Annotated in this window: 16 protein-coding genes and 2 pseudogenes; 8 read left to right on the forward strand and 10 right to left on the reverse strand. The window is 37.9% G+C overall.

The annotated features are described in order from the left end of the window. Window positions 1-280: 280 nt before the first annotated feature. A pseudogene (locus PN450_RS05785) lies at window positions 281-406 on the reverse strand (Uma2 family endonuclease); the annotation flags it as partial. Between the two features lie 149 nt (window positions 407-555). On the opposite strand from PN450_RS05785, the gene cysS reads away from it, so the two are divergent. The 4 genes from cysS (at window position 556) to PN450_RS05805 (ending at window position 5,776) form a co-directional block, all read left to right on the forward strand. Continuing rightward, window positions 556-1,995 (forward strand): cysteine--tRNA ligase, encoded by a 1,440-nt coding sequence (cysS, locus tag PN450_RS05790; RefSeq protein ID WP_271835694.1) that lies wholly within the window; start codon window positions 556-558, stop codon window positions 1,993-1,995. Window positions 1,996-2,069: 74 nt separating this feature from the next. Then, window positions 2,070-3,506: a TldD/PmbA family protein gene (locus PN450_RS05795; RefSeq protein ID WP_271835695.1), complete on the forward strand. Its 1,437-nt coding sequence runs from the start codon at window positions 2,070-2,072 to the stop codon at window positions 3,504-3,506. A gap of 152 nt (window positions 3,507-3,658) precedes the next feature. After that, a complete protein-coding gene (locus PN450_RS05800; protein ID WP_271835696.1) occupies window positions 3,659-4,423 on the forward strand; it encodes a Uma2 family endonuclease in 765 nt (254 codons plus the stop codon). Between the two features lie 3 nt (window positions 4,424-4,426). After that, window positions 4,427-5,776 (forward strand): TldD/PmbA family protein, encoded by a 1,350-nt coding sequence (locus tag PN450_RS05805; protein WP_271835697.1) that lies wholly within the window; start codon window positions 4,427-4,429, stop codon window positions 5,774-5,776. A 149-nt stretch (window positions 5,777-5,925) separates the two neighbouring features. On the opposite strand, the gene ndhO is transcribed toward PN450_RS05805, so the two are convergent. The 3 genes and pseudogenes from ndhO to PN450_RS05820 form a co-directional block, all read right to left on the reverse strand. After that, window positions 5,926-6,141, reverse strand: a complete 216-nt coding sequence (gene ndhO, locus PN450_RS05810) for an NAD(P)H-quinone oxidoreductase subunit O (protein ID WP_015079980.1) — start codon at window positions 6,139-6,141, stop codon at window positions 5,926-5,928. A gap of 269 nt (window positions 6,142-6,410) precedes the next feature. Beyond that, window positions 6,411-7,442 carry a hypothetical protein gene (locus tag PN450_RS05815; RefSeq protein ID WP_271835698.1) on the reverse strand — a complete coding sequence of 344 codons (1,032 nt, stop codon included), beginning with the start codon at window positions 7,440-7,442 and terminating at the stop codon, window positions 6,411-6,413. Between the two features lie 36 nt (window positions 7,443-7,478). Continuing rightward, window positions 7,479-7,625: pseudogene (locus tag PN450_RS05820) on the reverse strand (zinc finger domain-containing protein); the annotation flags it as partial. Between the two features lie 196 nt (window positions 7,626-7,821). Between PN450_RS05820 and chlP the strand changes: the two are divergent. Then, window positions 7,822-9,042, forward strand: coding sequence for a geranylgeranyl reductase (gene chlP / locus PN450_RS05825; RefSeq protein WP_148764917.1), 1,221 nt, complete (start codon window positions 7,822-7,824; stop codon window positions 9,040-9,042). 76 nt (window positions 9,043-9,118) lie between these two features. Here the strand turns inward: chlP and PN450_RS05830 are convergent, their stop codons facing one another. The 5 genes from PN450_RS05830 to rpmI all read right to left on the reverse strand — a co-directional run bounded on the left by PN450_RS05830 (window position 9,119) and on the right by rpmI (window position 13,368). Continuing rightward, window positions 9,119-11,101 carry a primary-amine oxidase gene (locus PN450_RS05830; protein WP_271835699.1) on the reverse strand — a complete coding sequence of 661 codons (1,983 nt, stop codon included), beginning with the start codon at window positions 11,099-11,101 and terminating at the stop codon, window positions 9,119-9,121. A 201-nt stretch (window positions 11,102-11,302) separates the two neighbouring features. Further along, a complete protein-coding gene (locus PN450_RS05835) occupies window positions 11,303-11,827 on the reverse strand; it encodes a tetratricopeptide repeat protein (RefSeq protein ID WP_148764913.1) in 525 nt (174 codons plus the stop codon). Window positions 11,828-11,897: 70 nt separating this feature from the next. Continuing rightward, the gene (locus PN450_RS05840) at window positions 11,898-12,683 is read right to left on the reverse strand and encodes a transporter substrate-binding domain-containing protein (RefSeq protein WP_271823760.1); all 786 of its coding nucleotides are present in this window, start codon (window positions 12,681-12,683) and stop codon (window positions 11,898-11,900) included. A 110-nt stretch (window positions 12,684-12,793) separates the two neighbouring features. Further along, the gene (gene rplT / locus PN450_RS05845; RefSeq protein WP_015079973.1) at window positions 12,794-13,150 is read right to left on the reverse strand and encodes a 50S ribosomal protein L20; all 357 of its coding nucleotides are present in this window, start codon (window positions 13,148-13,150) and stop codon (window positions 12,794-12,796) included. 20 nt (window positions 13,151-13,170) lie between these two features. Then, window positions 13,171-13,368: a 50S ribosomal protein L35 gene (gene rpmI / locus PN450_RS05850; protein WP_015079972.1), complete on the reverse strand. Its 198-nt coding sequence runs from the start codon at window positions 13,366-13,368 to the stop codon at window positions 13,171-13,173. 658 nt (window positions 13,369-14,026) lie between these two features. Here rpmI and PN450_RS05855 point away from each other — a divergent pair. The 3 genes from PN450_RS05855 (at window position 14,027) to PN450_RS05865 (ending at window position 16,544) form a co-directional block, all read left to right on the forward strand. Beyond that, window positions 14,027-15,394, forward strand: coding sequence for a serine/threonine-protein kinase (locus PN450_RS05855; RefSeq protein WP_271835701.1), 1,368 nt, complete (start codon window positions 14,027-14,029; stop codon window positions 15,392-15,394). A 593-nt stretch (window positions 15,395-15,987) separates the two neighbouring features. Continuing rightward, a complete protein-coding gene (locus PN450_RS05860) occupies window positions 15,988-16,254 on the forward strand; it encodes a ribbon-helix-helix domain-containing protein (protein WP_148764907.1) in 267 nt (88 codons plus the stop codon). Continuing rightward, a complete protein-coding gene (locus tag PN450_RS05865; RefSeq protein ID WP_015079969.1) occupies window positions 16,251-16,544 on the forward strand; it encodes a type II toxin-antitoxin system RelE/ParE family toxin in 294 nt (97 codons plus the stop codon). The genes PN450_RS05860 and PN450_RS05865 overlap by 4 nt, the downstream gene beginning before the upstream one ends. Before the next feature lie 177 nt (window positions 16,545-16,721). On the opposite strand, the gene PN450_RS05870 is transcribed toward PN450_RS05865, so the two are convergent. After that, a partial coding sequence (locus tag PN450_RS05870) for a DUF4351 domain-containing protein (protein WP_271835702.1) occupies window positions 16,722-17,112 on the reverse strand: 391 nt, incomplete at its 5' end.

A 17,112-nucleotide genomic window follows, 5' to 3' on the forward strand; every position in this document is an offset into this window, starting at 1 on the left:
ACGAAAAATGGTCGTTTGGGGATTTGATATTAGCGATCGCCACCTAAGATTTCGACGATTTTGTATCAAAATTATCCTCACAGGTATTCAAAAATCCGAAATTACCGATTGTGACACTGGGGGGTGCGGAATGTGGGATACCAAATTAAGATGAAGCTGTATAGAATCAGATTTCAAGAATAATTGACCGCAGATAAACGCAGATAAACGCAGATGAAGACGGATGAATTTATGGATTTCATGATTCTGTGCCGTCTCATATAAAATTGGTATAACATATTTACATACTAGCTTGAAAAATCTGGTTAGCACTGAGGGTAAGTTCTGGGAAAGTTGGTGATACTATAGTTTGATTTTCTCTAAATTGACTAACTCGATATTCTCCATTGATTAAATGATAGATTGAATCATACTTTACCTCCAGGTGTTGACAAGATTACGAAGTATTACTAACAAGAATTATAGCCAATGATTAGCTACTAAAATTTTCATTTACGCCATTGTCATCAACTTGCGTTATCATTGTTTATCGTCAGATTGCCTTATTCCTCTATTATGACCCTATCTATTTACAATACTCTCACCCGTCGTCAAGAACAATTTACCACCGTCGAACCTGGCAAGGTTAAGATGTATTATTGCGGCGTGACAGTTTATGATTACTGCCATTTGGGTCATGCTAGAGCTTGTATTGTTTGGGATGTAGTGCGTCGTTATCTGCAATTTATCGGTTATGATGTCCGCTATATCCAAAATTTTACGGATATTGATGATAAAATTCTCAAACGCGCCAGAGAAGAAGATTCTTCCATGGAAGTTGTCGCCGAAAAATATATTCAAGCATATTTTGAAGATATGTCGCGGTTGGGAATTAAAGAAGCTGATGAATACCCCCGCGCTACACATACAATGAATGGGATTCAGCGATTAATTCACGATTTAGAACATAAAGGTTTTGCGTATCCGTCTCACGGTGATGTGTATTATGCAGTCCAGAATTTTGCCGAATATGGCAAACTTTCGGGACGGAAATTAGAAGATATGCAAGCCGGTGCAAGTGAACGGGTAAACGTCGAAGACGCAGAATATCAAAAGAAGCGATACCCCTTTGATTTTGCCCTCTGGAAGGCTGCAAAACCCGGTGAACCCGCGTGGGAGTCTCCTTGGGGAAAAGGTCGCCCCGGATGGCATATAGAATGCTCGGCGATGGTACGCGATCGCTTGGGTGATACCATAGATATTCATGCTGGTGGTGCTGACTTAATTTTCCCCCACCATGAAAACGAAATTGCTCAATCGGAAGCAGTTACCGGCAAACCTTTAGCCAATTATTGGTTACACAACGGCATGGTCAAAGTAGATGGGGAAAAAATGTCCAAATCCTTGGGTAATTTTATCACCATTCGTCAATTATTAGATCGGGGTGTAGACCCAATGGCTGTGCGTTTATTTGTGATGATGGCACAATATCGTAAACCCATAGATTTTACCGATGATGCTATATTAGCAGCAACCAACGGCTGGCATACTATCAAAGAAGGTTTATTATTTGGACATCAACATGGTAAAAAACTAGAGTGGGATGAATCTAACCAAATCCAAAATTCCGAGATTGAGAGATTTCAAGAAGCCGTTAATGATGATTTTAATTTTCCTGGTGGTTTAGTAATAATTTTTGAATTAGCCAAAGAGCTAAATCGGGAAGGGAATATTATTGTACATCAAGGAAAAACAGCAACCCCAGCTAACGAACTACTGCAAAAATGGCAAACCCTAATTACATTAGCAGAAGTTTTAGGTTTAACCGCCAAACCAGAAACAGAAAATCCTGTCAATGATGGTTTAAGTGATGTTTATATTGAAGAACTAATTCAACAAAGACAAACAGCAAGAAAAACCAAAAACTTCGCCGAATCAGATCGCATTCGTGATGAACTTTTAACAAAAGGCATCACCTTAATAGATAGCAAAGAAGGAACACACTGGCACAGATAATAAATTAAAAATTCCTCTCTGTACCTGGAGCGTCTCTGCGTGCAAAAAATAATTCTCAATTTTTAATTAACACAATGTGGAAACAATTAACAACCGCAATTTCTCATTTAAACATCCCCGCTGACTGGGTAGGAATTAGAGCCGTAAAAACAACTTCAACCCATCATTCCGTGCGTGATGGTTTACCCCAAAGCAATGGTAAATCATTAAACATGGGAGCAATGATAGAAGTCATAGTTGATGGTTGTTTAGGTTATGCAGCCACCAACTCCTTAGATACTTCTAGCTTACAAAACGCTGCGGAAATCGCCTATAAACAAGCATTAGCAGCTAGTAAATGGTGGATATATCCCCTGAGTGAAAATACCCGTCCTCAAGTAGTTGGTGAATATAACTCACCATTTTTAGAACCATTTAACACTTTTAGTCCTGGAGAAATCAACAACTTACTAATTCGGATTTGTCAGCAACTCAAAATTAACGATAAAATCATTCAAACTACAGCCACCGTCGGTACAGATCAAAAAGAAACTTGGTTCGTGAGTAGTAATGGTTCAGAAGTATATCAGAATATTCTATCTCTTAGTCATCATTTTGGAGCGATCGCTCAAGATGGCACAATCGTCCAACAACGCAGCAATAACGGCGCTCATGCAAACTCTTATCAAGGAGGTTGGGAACTGTTCAAACAAGATAATTTATGGCATCAAGTTCAAAAAGTTGGTGAACAGGCATTAGAATTATTAACAGCGGAAGAATGTCCAAATACCCGCACTAATTTAGTTTTAGCACCAGACCAAATGATGCTACAAATTCACGAAAGTATCGGACATCCTTTAGAAATTGACCGCATTTTAGGAGATGAACGCAACTATGCTGGAGGTAGTTTTGTTACCAAAGATGATTTTGGTAAATTAGAATATGGTTCACCGCTGATGAATATCACCTTTGATCCTACAGTACCAGGTGAATTTGCCAGTTATAGTTTTGATGATACTGGTGCAGCAGCAACCAAAGAATATGTGATTAAAAAAGGCATTTTACAACGGGGTTTAGGCAGTTTAGAAAGTCAAGCCAGAGCAGATTTACCAGGTGTTGCTTGTGCGCGTGCTTGTTCCTGGAATCGTCCCCCAATTGATAGAATGGCTAACTTGAATTTAGAACCAGGAAACGCCACCTTTGAGGAAATTATCTCAGGAATAGAACATGGGATTTACATGGAATCTAACCGTTCTTGGTCAATAGATGATCAACGTTATAAATTTCAATTTGGTTGTGAATATGCCAAATTAATTGAAAACGGTAAACTTACTAAAACCCTGCGTAATCCTAACTATCGTGCCACTACGCCAGAATTTTGGCATAGTTTAATTAAAGTTGGTAATGATACTAATTGGCAAATATATGGTACACCTTTCTGCGGTAAAGGAGAACCAAATCAAGCCATTTCTGTAGGTCATGGTTCACCAGTTTGTGAATTTGCAAATGTGGAGGTTTTTGGTGGTGGTTAATGAATATGTTTCGCGCAAAGAGGCAAAGGAGCAAAGGCGCAAAGTTAAAGTAGGTTGGGTTAAGCGATAGCGCAACCCAACAAAGAATTGATAATATATTGATCTTGAATTAATGCTACAATAAACAAGTAACTACTTGATGCCATATCAATATGATCATTGCTCAAGAATTAGAATCACAACAAGACATCTCCGCAGATGTAATATTTCCTCCTAGTGATTTATATAGTGATGAACCTCCCGTGGAAACTGAACTACATCTACGACAAATAATTTTACTTTTCAAATGTTTAGAATGGTTATGGAAAGATAGAACAAATTTCTATGCTGCGGGAAATTTGACTATTTACTATAGTCCTAACCAAAAAAAATCAGAATATTTCCGAGGTCCTGATTTTTTTGTGGTCTTGGAAACTGAACGCAAAACCCGCAAAAGCTGGGTAGTGTGGGAAGAAGATGGTAAATATCCTAATTTCATTTTAGAAATTCTTTCACCCAGTACAGCTAATACTGATAGAGAATATAAAAAGGAACTTTATCAAAATACTTTCCGCACACCGGATTATTTTTGGTTTGACCCTTATACATTAGAATTTGCAGGTTTTCATTTAGTTGATAATAAATATCAACCTTTAGGACTAAATGAAAAGGGACATTTATGGAGTGAACAGTTAGGTTTATACTTAGGGATTCATCAAGGATTGTTGAGGTATTTTACTCCAGCAGGAGAGTTAGTACCTACACCAGAAGAAACCGCAGAAGAGGAAACTAAAAAAACAGCAATACAAGTGCAAAGAGCAGAAATAGAATCCCAAAGAGCAGAAATAGAATCTCAAAGAGCAGAATGGGAAGCTAGAAGATCAGAACGTTTAGCAGCAAAATTGCGAGAATTAAATATTGATCCAGATACAATTTAAAAAATGAAACCAGAAGAATTATCAACGCTAGAAAAAACTTTTAATCAACTTGTGGAAACCCTGCTGATTAAAAAAGCAGAAAATGAACATTTTACTGTGCGACTTAGCAGCGAAAGCAGTCAATTTACTCGCTTTAATTCTGCCAAAGTTAGACAAACAGGTTATGTTCATGATGGTTCGATTCAACTAACTTTAATGGCCAATCAACGCAGTAGTTTTCGTCAGTTTCCTTTGACTGGAAATTGGGAAATAGACTGGGAATTAGTATCCACTGCTTTACAAGAATTACGTGATGAATTACCATTATTACCAATTGATCCTTATTTAGTTTTACCATCAGGAAATCATAGCAGTCGAGAAATTAATATTGGTAAATTACTAACTCCAGAAATATTAGTTCCTAGCATTCTCGAAACTGTGACTAATTTAGATTTTACGGGGATGTATGCTGGGGGAATTGTCATCAGAGGTTATGGTGATTCTAGCGGACAAAAACACTGGTTTGTGACTGATTCCTTTAATTTAGATTATTCCTTATTTATGGCCTCAGGACAAGCTGTAAAAGGAACTTTTGCCGGAAGTGAATGGAATGAAGCTGCTTATTTAGCTAAAATAAATGACGGGAAACAGCAGCTAGAAATGCTATCTCGTCCAGTTAAAGAATTACCAAAAGGACAATACAAAACCTATTTTGCTCCCGCTGCGGTAGCTGATTTATTGGGTATGCTTTCCTGGGGTGCTATCAGTGAAGCTAGTATTCAACAAGGTAATAGTGCTTTAGCTGCTTTATCACGTCAAGAAAAACAACTTTCTTCAAAATTCACTTTAAAAGAAAATTTTCAAAGTGGTTTAGTTCCCAGATTTAATAATTTAGGAGAAATGGCTGCATCCGAATTAACTTTAATTGAAAAAGGGATTTTAATTAATAGCTTAGTTAATTCTCGCACAGCGAAAGAATATCATAAACCCGCTAATGGTGCGAATGGTTCAGAAACCTTACGTTCTCCCGAAATTAATCCTGGTAATTTGGCATTTGAGAAGATTTTACCCAGTTTAGATACAGGGTTATATGTTTCTAATTTACATTATTTAAACTGGAGCGATCGCCCATCTGGGAGAATTACAGGGATGACTCGTTATGCTTGCTTTTGGGTAGAAAATGGCGAAATTATTGCCCCCATTGCTAACCTACGCTTTGATGAAAGTCTCTATCGTTTTTGGAGTGCAGAAAATCTCATTGATTTAACAAACTTCCAGGAATTTATTCCCGAAGTCGGAACTTACGAAAGCCGACAATTAGGAGGAAGTTTAGTTCCTGGTATGTTGGTGAAAAATTTCACCTATACATTATAAACCTTATCAACCTTAGATTCCCAACCGCAATATATATTAGGGAGGGAATTGGGGTTGAATCTTAATTCTACCACTTGTTGGGTAGTTCCACGCTGCCCTTAGGGTCAGGCGTGGGGCTTCTGTCGGTTAAGCTAAAGCACAATTACCAATTAAACAAACTCTTCCAACTGTTCTAACTTTAACCAAATATTTGGCGTTGGCACTTGTCCAAACTTCACCAAAGCATAATCACCCTTAATATCGACAATTTCCCCCTTAGTTTCAAACAAATAACTAGGAAAGCGGGAATCACTAGCTTTAGCTTCTAGACTATTTTCCAACTTTTCCCGAATAGCCCGCACCATATTGCCTTTTTTAACAGCCATAAATTCCCCTCGTTCCAAAATAAACGCTTTTACTCAAAATTTTATCTTGTACCCAGACACAAAGGTAATTTCTTTCCTCAAAAAACATAACCGCCTACCTTGGTAGTAAGCGGTTTCAGAAAAAATTAATATTTAGTTCAAGATAGTTCTTCCTTATCAACTTCATGATAACAAATCCCAAAGCAATTGTCAACCCCCCAATTCTCTATTTTCGCGCTTTGATTTATTTGTAAATTCTGCGGGGGGTTGCTGATTTTCGCCTCACTCAATTATTGTGCAAATCTAGCTAATAACTCCTCACGAGATAATTGTAGAAGCAAAGGAGTAAATTCTTCCCTATTCATGGCAATTAGAGGGTTGATAATTGTTTGTAGCTGAGAATCAACCTGTCCAAATCGGACTTGCATGATACTTTCAATCATAGCGCGTCGTTCCCTTTCTACACCTTCTTGTCGTCCTTCTTGTCGTCCTTCTTGTCGTCCTTCTTGTCGTCCTTCTTGTCGTCCTTCTTGTCGTCCTTCTTGTCGTCCCTCTTGTCGTCCTTCTTGTCGTCCTTCTTGTCGTCCCTCTTGAAGTCCTTGTTTTTTAAGTGCTTCTAATTGTTGTTGATACATTTCCGATAATTTCATAATCAACTCCTGATCATCTTTATCAATATCGTGTTCTTGTCGTTGACGTGCAGATAACACAGCAATTAGGTTATGTACCAATTGTATGACATCCGCAAGGAAGGGACTATTATTTGCCAGTGCTTCTAATTCTTCAACCGCTTGTCGTTGTACTTTCCCTTTCCCTAAAATTCTCAGAAATAGGGTTTCTGGTGTGTTGGGGAGTTGGTGAATCGCAATAATTACGGTTTTTAAGCCTTCTCCCAAAAAATAAATCCCTTTTCCCCAGTTTTCTTCATCTCCAGTTGTATTAAAACTTGTGAGAAGTTCCGCTGACGCAGTAGGAGAAAAAATCCATAGCCGGGGTAATTCGGCTTCATTTATACGGTTATTATTGCGATTAGATTGACGCTCTATGTCTCCATGGATGTCAAATAATTTACCCATGCAACTGCGAATTTCACTTTTAGTGACAGCATTACGGAATGGTTCAAATATAGCATAATTTCTCACCATCCGTCCCAATATTCCTAGGGCTTCCAGGCTTTGTGTTGGTTGGGGTGAAGGAATAAATACAACGTCAATTTGTCTGACTTCTGCTGTGATATCTTTACTGGTTTCTACTTGACCATAGGGTGTTAATAGTTCAGTTAGATATTGTTTGGCAAATTGATCATGGATAAAGCGAGTCATTTAAGTTGATTTGAAGACAGAAATATGAATTTAACACTAACTTTGAAATTGAGAACAAAAATGACTGGAACGCCCACCTAATTTAATGCGTTGGATAATATTACCACAAACCTTACAAAGTTCGCCAGTGCGGTAAGCTTCACCGCCATAATTACCATTAACGCCTTTAACACTCAATAAATTCATCAACAGAAAATAGTGAAGGTATTGTTAATTACCATTGATTAATCTCTACTTATAGGATAAGAAATGTGGGGTTTTTATATCGAAATATTAAGGAATATTGCATTTCTATCAAAACATAGAGCTATAGAAGGAATTCAGCCAAAAGTCCGTGATAGGATACTTTGGGAAAATGTTTATAATTGGGAGAAAACCTTTGACACTACGGGTTGCTGTTGTTGGTTCAGGACCTGCGGGTTCATGCGCTGCTGAAACACTAGCTAAAGCTGGGATTGAAACCTATTTATTTGAGCGGAAGCTAGATTACGCCAAGCCTTGCGGGGGTGCTATTCCCCTCTGTATGGTGAAGGAATTTGACTTACCTCCAGAAATTATTGACCGTCAAGTCCGCAAAATGAAAATGATTTCTCCCTCTAATCGTGAGGTTGATATCAATCTAATAAATCAAGATGAATACATAGGAATGTGCCGCAGAGAAGTGTTGGATGGCTTCTTGCGAGACCGGGCGGAAAAATTAGGGGCAAATTTAATTAACGCCACTGTTCATAAAGTTGATATTCCTGCCGGCAAGTCTGACCCCTATACAATCCACTACGTTGACCATACAGGAGAAGGAGCGCAGGGCGTTACTAAAACCCTGAAAGTGGATTTAATCGTTGGTGCGGACGGGGCAAATTCCCGCATTGCTAAGGATATGGGTGCTGGGGATTACAATTATGCGATCGCTTTCCAAGAACGTATTCGTCTTCCCCAAGACAAAATGGCCTATTACAATGAACTCGCCGAAATGTACGTTGGCGATGATGTTTCTACCGACTTCTACGCTTGGGTATTCCCCAAATATGATCACGTAGCGGTAGGTACTGGCACAATGCACATCAACAAAGCCAGAATCAAACAATTCCAAGCTGGTATTCGCGCCCGTGCTTCTGAAAAACTAGCCGGCGGTGAAATCATCAAAATAGAGGCACACCCCATCCCCGAACATCCCCGTCCCCGTCGCGTTGTTGGACGCATAGCCTTGGTAGGAGATGCTGCTGGTTATGTTACCAAGTCTTCTGGTGAAGGTATTTACTTTGCGGCTAAATCTGGCAGAATGTGCGCCGAGGCCATTGTAGAAGCAGCTAACGGCGGTGCGCGGATTCCCACAGAAGCCGATCTCAAAGTATACCTGAAACGTTGGGATAAGAAATACGGACTCACCTACAAAGTATTAGACATTCTCCAAAACGTCTTCTATCGTTCCGATGCTACCCGCGAAGCATTTGTAGAAATGTGTGATGACATGGATGTACAAAAGCTAACTTTTGATAGTTATCTTTATAAAACTGTAGTTCCCGCTAACCCCTTCACTCAATTAAAAATTACTGCCAAAACTCTTGGTAGCTTAATTCGTGGTAACGCCCTTGCGCCCTAAAAGGGGACATGAGAAGCCCAGAAATAAATTTTGGGCTTCTTTTTTTTGGGTGAATAAATTACATATTATTTTTGTTTCACTCACCCAAATTAATCGCGGGATTCCTCTTAAAAAATCCCCTGGGCATCAATTTAAAACCAACGCGGTGAGTTGGCATTACAGGCCAATCTTCTGGACGGGGAATATGAGTGATTCCCATTGTGTACCAGACAACTAGATCTTCATTATTCACAGATTCATTATCACCAATATATTTTGGTAAACCCTCCCCCAATTGCGTTTGATTGGGATAATCTCCACCTGCATACATTTCACTGGGTTTATATTTTGTCACCCAAAAATGATGAGTTGCAAAACCTGCTTTTTTCCTAATATTTGCACCTTCTACCGCATACAAAATTGTATTTCCTCCTGGCATTAACATATATGCAGGTGAAACACCTAAATTATTTTGTTTATTTGCACTAGCAATCATCCATTCTCGACTGTGTTGAATATCCATATCACGCACAGCAGATTTTTCGGTTTTTAGTGGAGTATCTTCTACAGTTATGGCATTGCCTAACGGGTTTTTATCACCCATTGGTAACGCTTCTACATTCATTTCCATTACAGAATTAGCTTGTCCATCTATATCTAAATCTAAGCGATAATTGAAGAAATGCTGATGATTTACTCCAAAGATATTTTTAGCTAATAATCTGCCAAATGACTTATTTTCAGTTTGTTTTATGCTGGCTGTTCCCTGGACTAAATCAATTCCCGTTAACTCATTCTCTACTTCTAAAGTACCGTCTTGCCTAAATATCCAATTGATACTGTAATCATAGTTGTCAACTGTCGTCATCATTTTTATGACTAATTCACGATTGCGACGGACATAATTTTTTTGCGTGCTGTAATCAAAATGTTTCCACAGGATACCGTTATCTCTTTCATAGATACCAATTAATCCGGGTATGTTGAAAGGTTCTCCTGCACTATTAGCAAGCACTGTATTCAGTAAAACTCCATTTTCAGGAATTTCTTTACCTAATTCTAGTTTATTCGCTAATAATCCCAAATTATATTCTCCCACATCAAAGGCATTACGAAATGACCAATTGGGCTGAGGATGACCGTAAGGAACTGCCATTTCTGAAAGACTACCACGATATAAAATTGATCTATCTTTTTCACCATTATTATATTTGACAAGATACAAAACTAAACCTTCGCGGGGGTGCATTAAATAACGAAATTTCCAACCTTGCCAAGTAATTTCATTACCTTTAATTTGGAAACTTGTTCCTTCTGGTTGATTAATATTTAATGGTTTTGGTGGTGCAATTACTTGACTAAAAGCATTAACATCATAATCCCAATTTTCTTGGGAAAGAGGAACTATCCCATTATCAACAAAACTATCAACTTGACCTTTATTTAAATTAACTGTAACTAAAACGCCTTCTATGGGACGGGCATAAAAATTCCAATGTTTACCTTGATAATAAGATAATGCTCGACAAATTCGATTACCAGATTTTGCTTCTGCTTTATTGAGTATTCCTGCTCCCCAACAACTTATTTCTACATTTTCAAAATCTTTAATTCCCCGTTTTTGCATAGCTATTTGCCAACGTAAATCTGATTTAACTACTTCTCTTGCTCTTGCATAATCTGGTGCTAAAATAGCAGGTTGTCCGTGAGGTATTTCTTGCCAGGAAGTGAGGTTTTTAGTGTTTAAATTAACTGTTCCAGTAAAGGTTTTATTCAGTTCTATTTCATAAACTTGCAAAAAAACCTGGCGGAGAAATGATTTACCAGGTGTAAAATTTAAGACTGCTTTTTTATCGGGTTCTTGTAAGGCAATTATGGGAAAAATTGCGGTTTCACTGAGATTTTTTTGCTCTTTAACTATGGTAACTGCTGTATTAATTTCTTGTTCTGTTAAGGGGTTGAGAGGGTGTGGAATTATCGCTTCTTCAGCTAATACAATGTTAGGAAATCCCCAGCAGATATTAATGCAAATAATAATGCTAATAGTTAGCCTGTAAAAAAGATTTAGCTTCTTAATCATCTTGCACATTTTTCTGAAAAAGTACATTTATTGATTCCTCAACAAAGATGAGAAACAGTAAGATTAAGAGGATATTTTAACTTTCCTCGTTCCCATACTCTGTATGGGAATGAATTCTAGAAGGCTCTGCCTTTGATAAAAGTAGAGGCAGAGCCTCTGTGATAGCATTCCCAGTCTCTGACTGGGAACGAGATAATTTACTTATATAGAAATTAAGCGACGTAAAGATTCAGCCCGACGTTTAGCAACGGGGTTATTAGGTGATAATTTGAGTGTTGCTTCATACATTTCCAAGGCTTGAGCAGTCAATTTTTTCTTCTCATAAGCGTGTCCGAGATTATTTAAGGCTGATACATAATCTGGGTTCAATTTAATCGCTTCTTTGTACTGACGAATTGCTAAGTCATATTGCTCTTGAGCAAAGTAAACATATCCCAAACCGTTGTAAATGGGAGCAATAGATTCTTCTCCCTCTTCTTCGGCTGCTTTGAGAGATTTTTGAAATAGGGGTATGGCTTGACTAAATACTTTTTTTTCTGAATAGATACTAGCTAATTCATAATATTCTTGAGCCGTACCTTTTTCTTTAGTTAATTTGTTTTTTAACTTACCTAGAGAGTTTTCAAGTTTGCGGGTTTTGAATACTTGACGAAAAACACTCACACCTGCAAATGCAAGTAAACTAACGAAAATTGACAGATAAATGACGACTAAATTGCTATCCATTTTCTACAAATACAAATTATTAAAATACCCTATCTATTATCAGTTATTAGGTTGTATATTTCTCACTAAATTACGACAATCCCCAATATTCTATCCGTTCTTTCAGCCAACCTGTAACTGTATAACGAGCGATCGCTTCATTCACGTTACGTCTTAACTCATCATACTGCAATCCCTTTGGCATAACTACAGATAATGGTTGTGCTGATAATTTAGTTGGCAATATGTGATATTCAGGATGTACTTGCACCCAACCACTAAGAACGCTGACATCCGCTGCAAAACCATCTACCTGATTATTTTCTATTTTTTCCCAGCCTTGGGCGTAAGAATTTACGCCGACCAATTCAGCAGACGGTGTAAAATATTTTAAGTATCCAACAGTGCTAGAGTTGTTGAGAACGGCTATTTTCCCTTTGTCTATATCTTTTAATTCTTGAATAGATGTATTTTTTGTAACTATTGCCGCCCCATCATAATAATAAGGAACACTGAAGCTAACAATGCGGGAACGTGACTCTGTGGCTGTGACTCCAGCAATAGCCAAATCAACTTGCTGATTAAATACTAATGGTAAGCGATCGCTATTAGCTACTGGTTGCAATTTCACAGCATCAGCTTTACCCAACAAATCACTGGCCAAATGTTTGGCTAAATCAATCTCTAACCCTTGTAAATTGCCCTTGTCATCCCTAAATCCCAAAGGACGAAGATTATCCTTAACTGCCATATTTAAATAGCCTCGCTGCTGAATTTCCGCCATTGTTGCGGCAGATGCAGTTAAATTTCCACTGAGAAAAGACAGCCAAAAAATCAAAGATAGGGTAGCGGATAATACCAGATGTAACTTATTCATAATCGCTCTGCGTTTTACTCCAATTAAAAATGCCAAAAAGTTTCTTGATTTTTAATTTTCAATTCTCCGAAGTGCCATCTGTTACATCCGTTATTCATCCGTTGCCACCTTTATCCGTTAACCGAGTTAGCGAGTTCCGCAATTTTAGCGAAGCTTGCAGGATCAAGAATTGCCAATTGTGCCAACATTTTGCGGTTTAGTTCCACATTGGCCTTTTTCAAATTACCAATCAAACGGCTATAGCTTAAACCGTGTTGTCTAGAAGCTGCGTTAATCCGTGCTATCCACAGACGGCGAAAATCACGCTTCTTCTTTTTGCGATCGCGGTAAGCACTGCGAAGCGCCTTCATTACTTGTTGGTTAGCGGTTCTAAACAAAGTTGAGTGAGAACCACGGAAGCCTTTAGCTAATTTGAGAATTTTATTGCGGCGTTTACGAGCTACATTACCGCGTTTTACCCGAGTCATATCTTATTACCTGTGATCTTTTACAAATATGGAAGCATTAAACGCACGTTAGGTTCGTCCCGTTCATGAACAATTGCCATTTTGGACATATTGCTCTTTTTGCTAGAGGATTTATGCTCTAACAAGTGGTTTTTGAACGGTTTACGGCGGACGATTTTACCGGTACCGGTGACGCGGAATCTCTTCGCCGCAGCCTTGCGAGTCTTTAATTTAGGCATGGGATGGCTTTAATTCAACACAATCTACTATTATATATGAGAAAAGGCAAATTGTATGCCCCCTTGGCAAGATCGGTAAGGATTCCCAGGACATAGCCATTATATTCATTCAAAATATTTTACCTCAAGACTTGACAAGGCGAAAATTTTAGTTTACACTAATGTTAGGAGTAGAAATCTGTCCGCGCATATATATTAAACTTTTGGATTGTCTGAATCAGGATTTACAGGATTTTAGGACTTACAGGATGTTGGTTTGCGGTGGAGATTTTTGATTTTCAGTTTTTTATATGATTCTTGACATCAAGACTTGACAAGATGCGATAATTGGTTTACACTAATGTTAGGAGTAGAAATCTATCCGCGCATATATAGTAAAATTTTGGATCGTCTGAATCAGGATTTACAGGATTTAAGGATGTACAGGATTGTGATATTATCATTACCTAAACTATCCTGATATGGCTACGCCACGCTTCGCTATCAGACAAATAAAAATATCCAACTTCCCACCAAAAATCATTCAACAACATCCTGTACATCCTTAAATCCTGGACATCCTGATTCAGACAATTAAACGCAGATGAACGCAGATAAACGCGGATGTTATACTAATTATTAATTTCTCTCCAATCCTGTAAATCCCGATTCTGACAATATGCAATCCTGGACACCTAACACCCCACTACAGAATGGACAGTATATCATTAAAAGAGCGATCGGTGGCGGTGGCTTTGGTGAAACTTACTTAGCAGAAGATACAGAAGAAAACAGGTTGGTTGTGATCAAAACCCTCAACCGGGAACAACGACAAAAACCAGACTTTGCGGAAATACAAAAGAGGTTTAGAAAAGAAGCCTTAGACTTATCAAAATGCTATCATCCCCATATTGTTCAAGTTTACGACAATTTTCCCGAAGATGGACTTTGGGCTATTGTGATGGAACACATTGACGGTGATGATTTAGCAGCTTATGTGGAAAACTACACGGCTGAAAATGGTTACTTGTCAGAAACCGAAGCTTTGCGCTACATTGACCAAATTGGACAAGCTTTAGAATGTGTTCATGAACGGAAACTTTTACACCGAGATGTGAAACCCAATAATATTTTGTTGCGACGGGAAAGCAAGGAAGCAGTATTAATTGATTTTGGGTTAGCGCGAGAATTTCAACCTGGTAAAATCAGAAGCATGACAGCGACGAAAACGGAAGGTTATGCACCGATAGAACAATATGAACGGCGTGGAGATTTTGGTTATTATACAGATGTTTATGCTTTAGCTGCGACATTATATAGTTTATTAACGAATAGAGTTCCTATTCCTGCTAATTATCGCGCTGAGGAAGATGTCAAATTATCACCACCGCAAAAATTTAATCAGAATATTAGCGACAAGGTAAATGCTGCTATTCTCAAAGGCATGGAGTTAGAACCAGTCAACCGTCCCCAAACTGTGCGGGAGTTTCGGGAATTATTGGGTTTAATAAATCAAGAAGTACAATTAATATCATCCTGTGGAATGGACTATAGGAAACTGCGTGACTTTCTCGCAGCAAGGAAATGGCAGGAAGCGGAAGAGGAAACAGCACGGGTAATGTTAGCGGTTGCGAAACGAGAAGGGAAAGGTTGTTTAGGTTTAGATGATAAACACTGGGATTATTTTCCCTGTGAAGACATCGATTATTTTCCCTGTGAAGACCTCCGCATCATTGACCAGTTGTGGGTGAAATACAGTGATGGTAAATTTGGTTTTTCTGTGCAGAAACGGATTTATCAAAGTTTGGGTGGAACGCAAATACATAACCACTATATCTGGAATAAGTTCATGGACAAGGTAGGATGGAGAGATTGGGAAAAACAAAGAAATTGGTTGTATCACCCAGGTATTACTATGCTACTGCTCAAGCCAGAAGGACACCTCCCGAATGTGTGGAATAATAAGTGGAGAAGAGAGGATTGGGATATTATAAGAGGAGAGGGTGTATGTGAATTGGAATCGCTTCTCTCGCGTCGAGACTTGTAAACTGTAACATTAAAGAGTTACAGAAAAATATTAAGTCTGAATCAGGATATCTGGTTACTGAGCGAAGTCGAAGTACAGGATTTAAGGATTTACAGGATGTTAGTTTGCATCTAAAGATCCCCGACTTCTGCGATAATTAATGTGATAAATGAGAAGATTGTTAAAAGTTGTCGGGTATCTGAAATTCTCAATTGTCTGAATCAGGATGTCCAGGATTAAAGGATGTACAGGATGGTAATTTTTAGATGGTTTGTTGGTAATGAAAATTGTATTTGTTAGAATCAGGATAACCAGGATTAAAGGATTAACAGGATGGTAATTTTTAGATGGTTTAAATTATTCAAAAATAATCATTCAAAAACATCCTGAAAAATCACCAACTCCCCACCAAAAATCATCCAACAACATCCTGATAGCGAAGCGTGGCGTAAGCCATAAATCCTCAAATCCTGGAAATCCTGATTCAGACAAAAAAAATCCCCAACTCCCCACCAAAAATCATCCAATAACATTCTGTAAATCCTCAAATCCTAGACATCCTGATTCTGACAATTACGTTTATAATGAAAATTATCAGTTATAGGAAATAGACAATGAATATTACCCTAAAACCAGAACAAGAACAGTTTATTCACAACCAGTTAGCTCAAGGGAAGTTTCCTAATGCTGAAGCTGTCATTAATCAAGCTCTACAACTTTTACAAGAAAAACAGCGAGAATATGAAGACTGGGTAGAAGATGTGAGAATTAAAGTGAATGAAGCCGCAGCAGAATTAGAACGAGGAGAAGGAGTTCCTTTAGAAACAGTTGTTGAACAGATACAGGCAAAATTTCGTCATGCGCGAGAGGAAAAAAAATGAATCAATGTTTGATTTCACCTCTAGCAATTCGAGATTTAGATAGCATTTCTGAATACTTTTTAAACAGAAATATTGAAGCGGGAGAAATACTCTTTCAAGATTTCACAAAAAAGTGTGAAAAATTACTGCAATTTCCTAATATGGGACGCAGTTACGAATACATAAGACAGGGAATGCGTGGACTTCCTTTAAATGGTTATATCATTTTTTATCAAGTTGTTGATAATAATGTGGAAATTCTTAGAGTCGTGAATGGTCGTCAAGATTTAGAAGCTTTATTCGCAGAATAGATGTTTTATTAACTGAGAATTTTGATCATCAATCAAATAATATCCAAAAAATTCCCCACATCACAAAAATCCTGACATCCAAAAAACTTCAACGCAAACCAACATCCTGTAAATCCTAAAATCCTGTAAATCCTGATATGGCTACGCCACGCTTCGCTATCAGACAATTAAATAAACTTACTTGTCTATCTCAGATTTTAACCATGTTTCCAAATCATTAATATCCGTAAAATCCAACAATGCTTCTCCCAGCTTTTCCAGTTGTTCTATATTCAAACTGTTTATATTTTCGATGTAAATATCTTTCAATTTTCCAAATTTCTTCGATAATTGACGTATCAATAAAATCATCTCACCATTCTGCTTACCTTCTTCTCTACCTTCCTGTCTCCCTTCCTGTCTACCTTCCTGCTTTGCTTCTTGATAGACTCTTGTTTGCTTAATATCACTCACTAAAAACATTGCTTCTATCTCCTGACGGCTTAATTGTGAAAATTTGGACAATAAAACAGTCTCCAACAATTCTATAATACCTTGTTTTTCTCTGTCATTCTCAACTTCTGTCTTA

This window comes from Dolichospermum lemmermannii CS-548 (genome assembly GCF_028330815.1).
GTDB classification, from domain to species: domain Bacteria; phylum Cyanobacteriota; class Cyanobacteriia; order Cyanobacteriales; family Nostocaceae; genus Dolichospermum; species Dolichospermum lemmermannii.

Excerpts from the sequence above, each read along its gene's own strand:
- PN450_RS05795 (WP_271835695.1), top strand. The coding sequence starts at position 2,070 with ATGTGGAAACAATTAACAACCGCAATTTCTCATTTAAACATCCCCGCT.
- PN450_RS05855 (WP_271835701.1), top strand. The coding sequence starts at position 14,027 with ATGCAATCCTGGACACCTAACACCCCACTACAGAATGGACAGTATATC.
- rplT (WP_015079973.1), bottom strand. The coding sequence starts at position 13,150 with ATGACTCGGGTAAAACGCGGTAATGTAGCTCGTAAACGCCGCAATAAA.
- rpmI (WP_015079972.1), bottom strand. The coding sequence starts at position 13,368 with ATGCCTAAATTAAAGACTCGCAAGGCTGCGGCGAAGAGATTCCGCGTC.
- ndhO (WP_015079980.1), bottom strand. The coding sequence starts at position 6,141 with ATGGCTGTTAAAAAAGGCAATATGGTGCGGGCTATTCGGGAAAAGTTG.
- PN450_RS05865 (WP_015079969.1), top strand. The coding sequence starts at position 16,251 with ATGAATCAATGTTTGATTTCACCTCTAGCAATTCGAGATTTAGATAGC.
- PN450_RS05805 (WP_271835697.1), top strand. The coding sequence starts at position 4,427 with ATGAAACCAGAAGAATTATCAACGCTAGAAAAAACTTTTAATCAACTT.
- cysS (WP_271835694.1), top strand. The coding sequence starts at position 556 with ATGACCCTATCTATTTACAATACTCTCACCCGTCGTCAAGAACAATTT.
- PN450_RS05815 (WP_271835698.1), bottom strand. The coding sequence starts at position 7,442 with ATGACTCGCTTTATCCATGATCAATTTGCCAAACAATATCTAACTGAA.
- PN450_RS05840 (WP_271823760.1), bottom strand. The coding sequence starts at position 12,683 with ATGAATAAGTTACATCTGGTATTATCCGCTACCCTATCTTTGATTTTT.
- PN450_RS05830 (WP_271835699.1), bottom strand. The coding sequence starts at position 11,101 with ATGATTAAGAAGCTAAATCTTTTTTACAGGCTAACTATTAGCATTATT.
- PN450_RS05835 (WP_148764913.1), bottom strand. The coding sequence starts at position 11,827 with ATGGATAGCAATTTAGTCGTCATTTATCTGTCAATTTTCGTTAGTTTA.
- PN450_RS05800 (WP_271835696.1), top strand. The coding sequence starts at position 3,659 with ATGATCATTGCTCAAGAATTAGAATCACAACAAGACATCTCCGCAGAT.
- PN450_RS05860 (WP_148764907.1), top strand. The coding sequence starts at position 15,988 with ATGAATATTACCCTAAAACCAGAACAAGAACAGTTTATTCACAACCAG.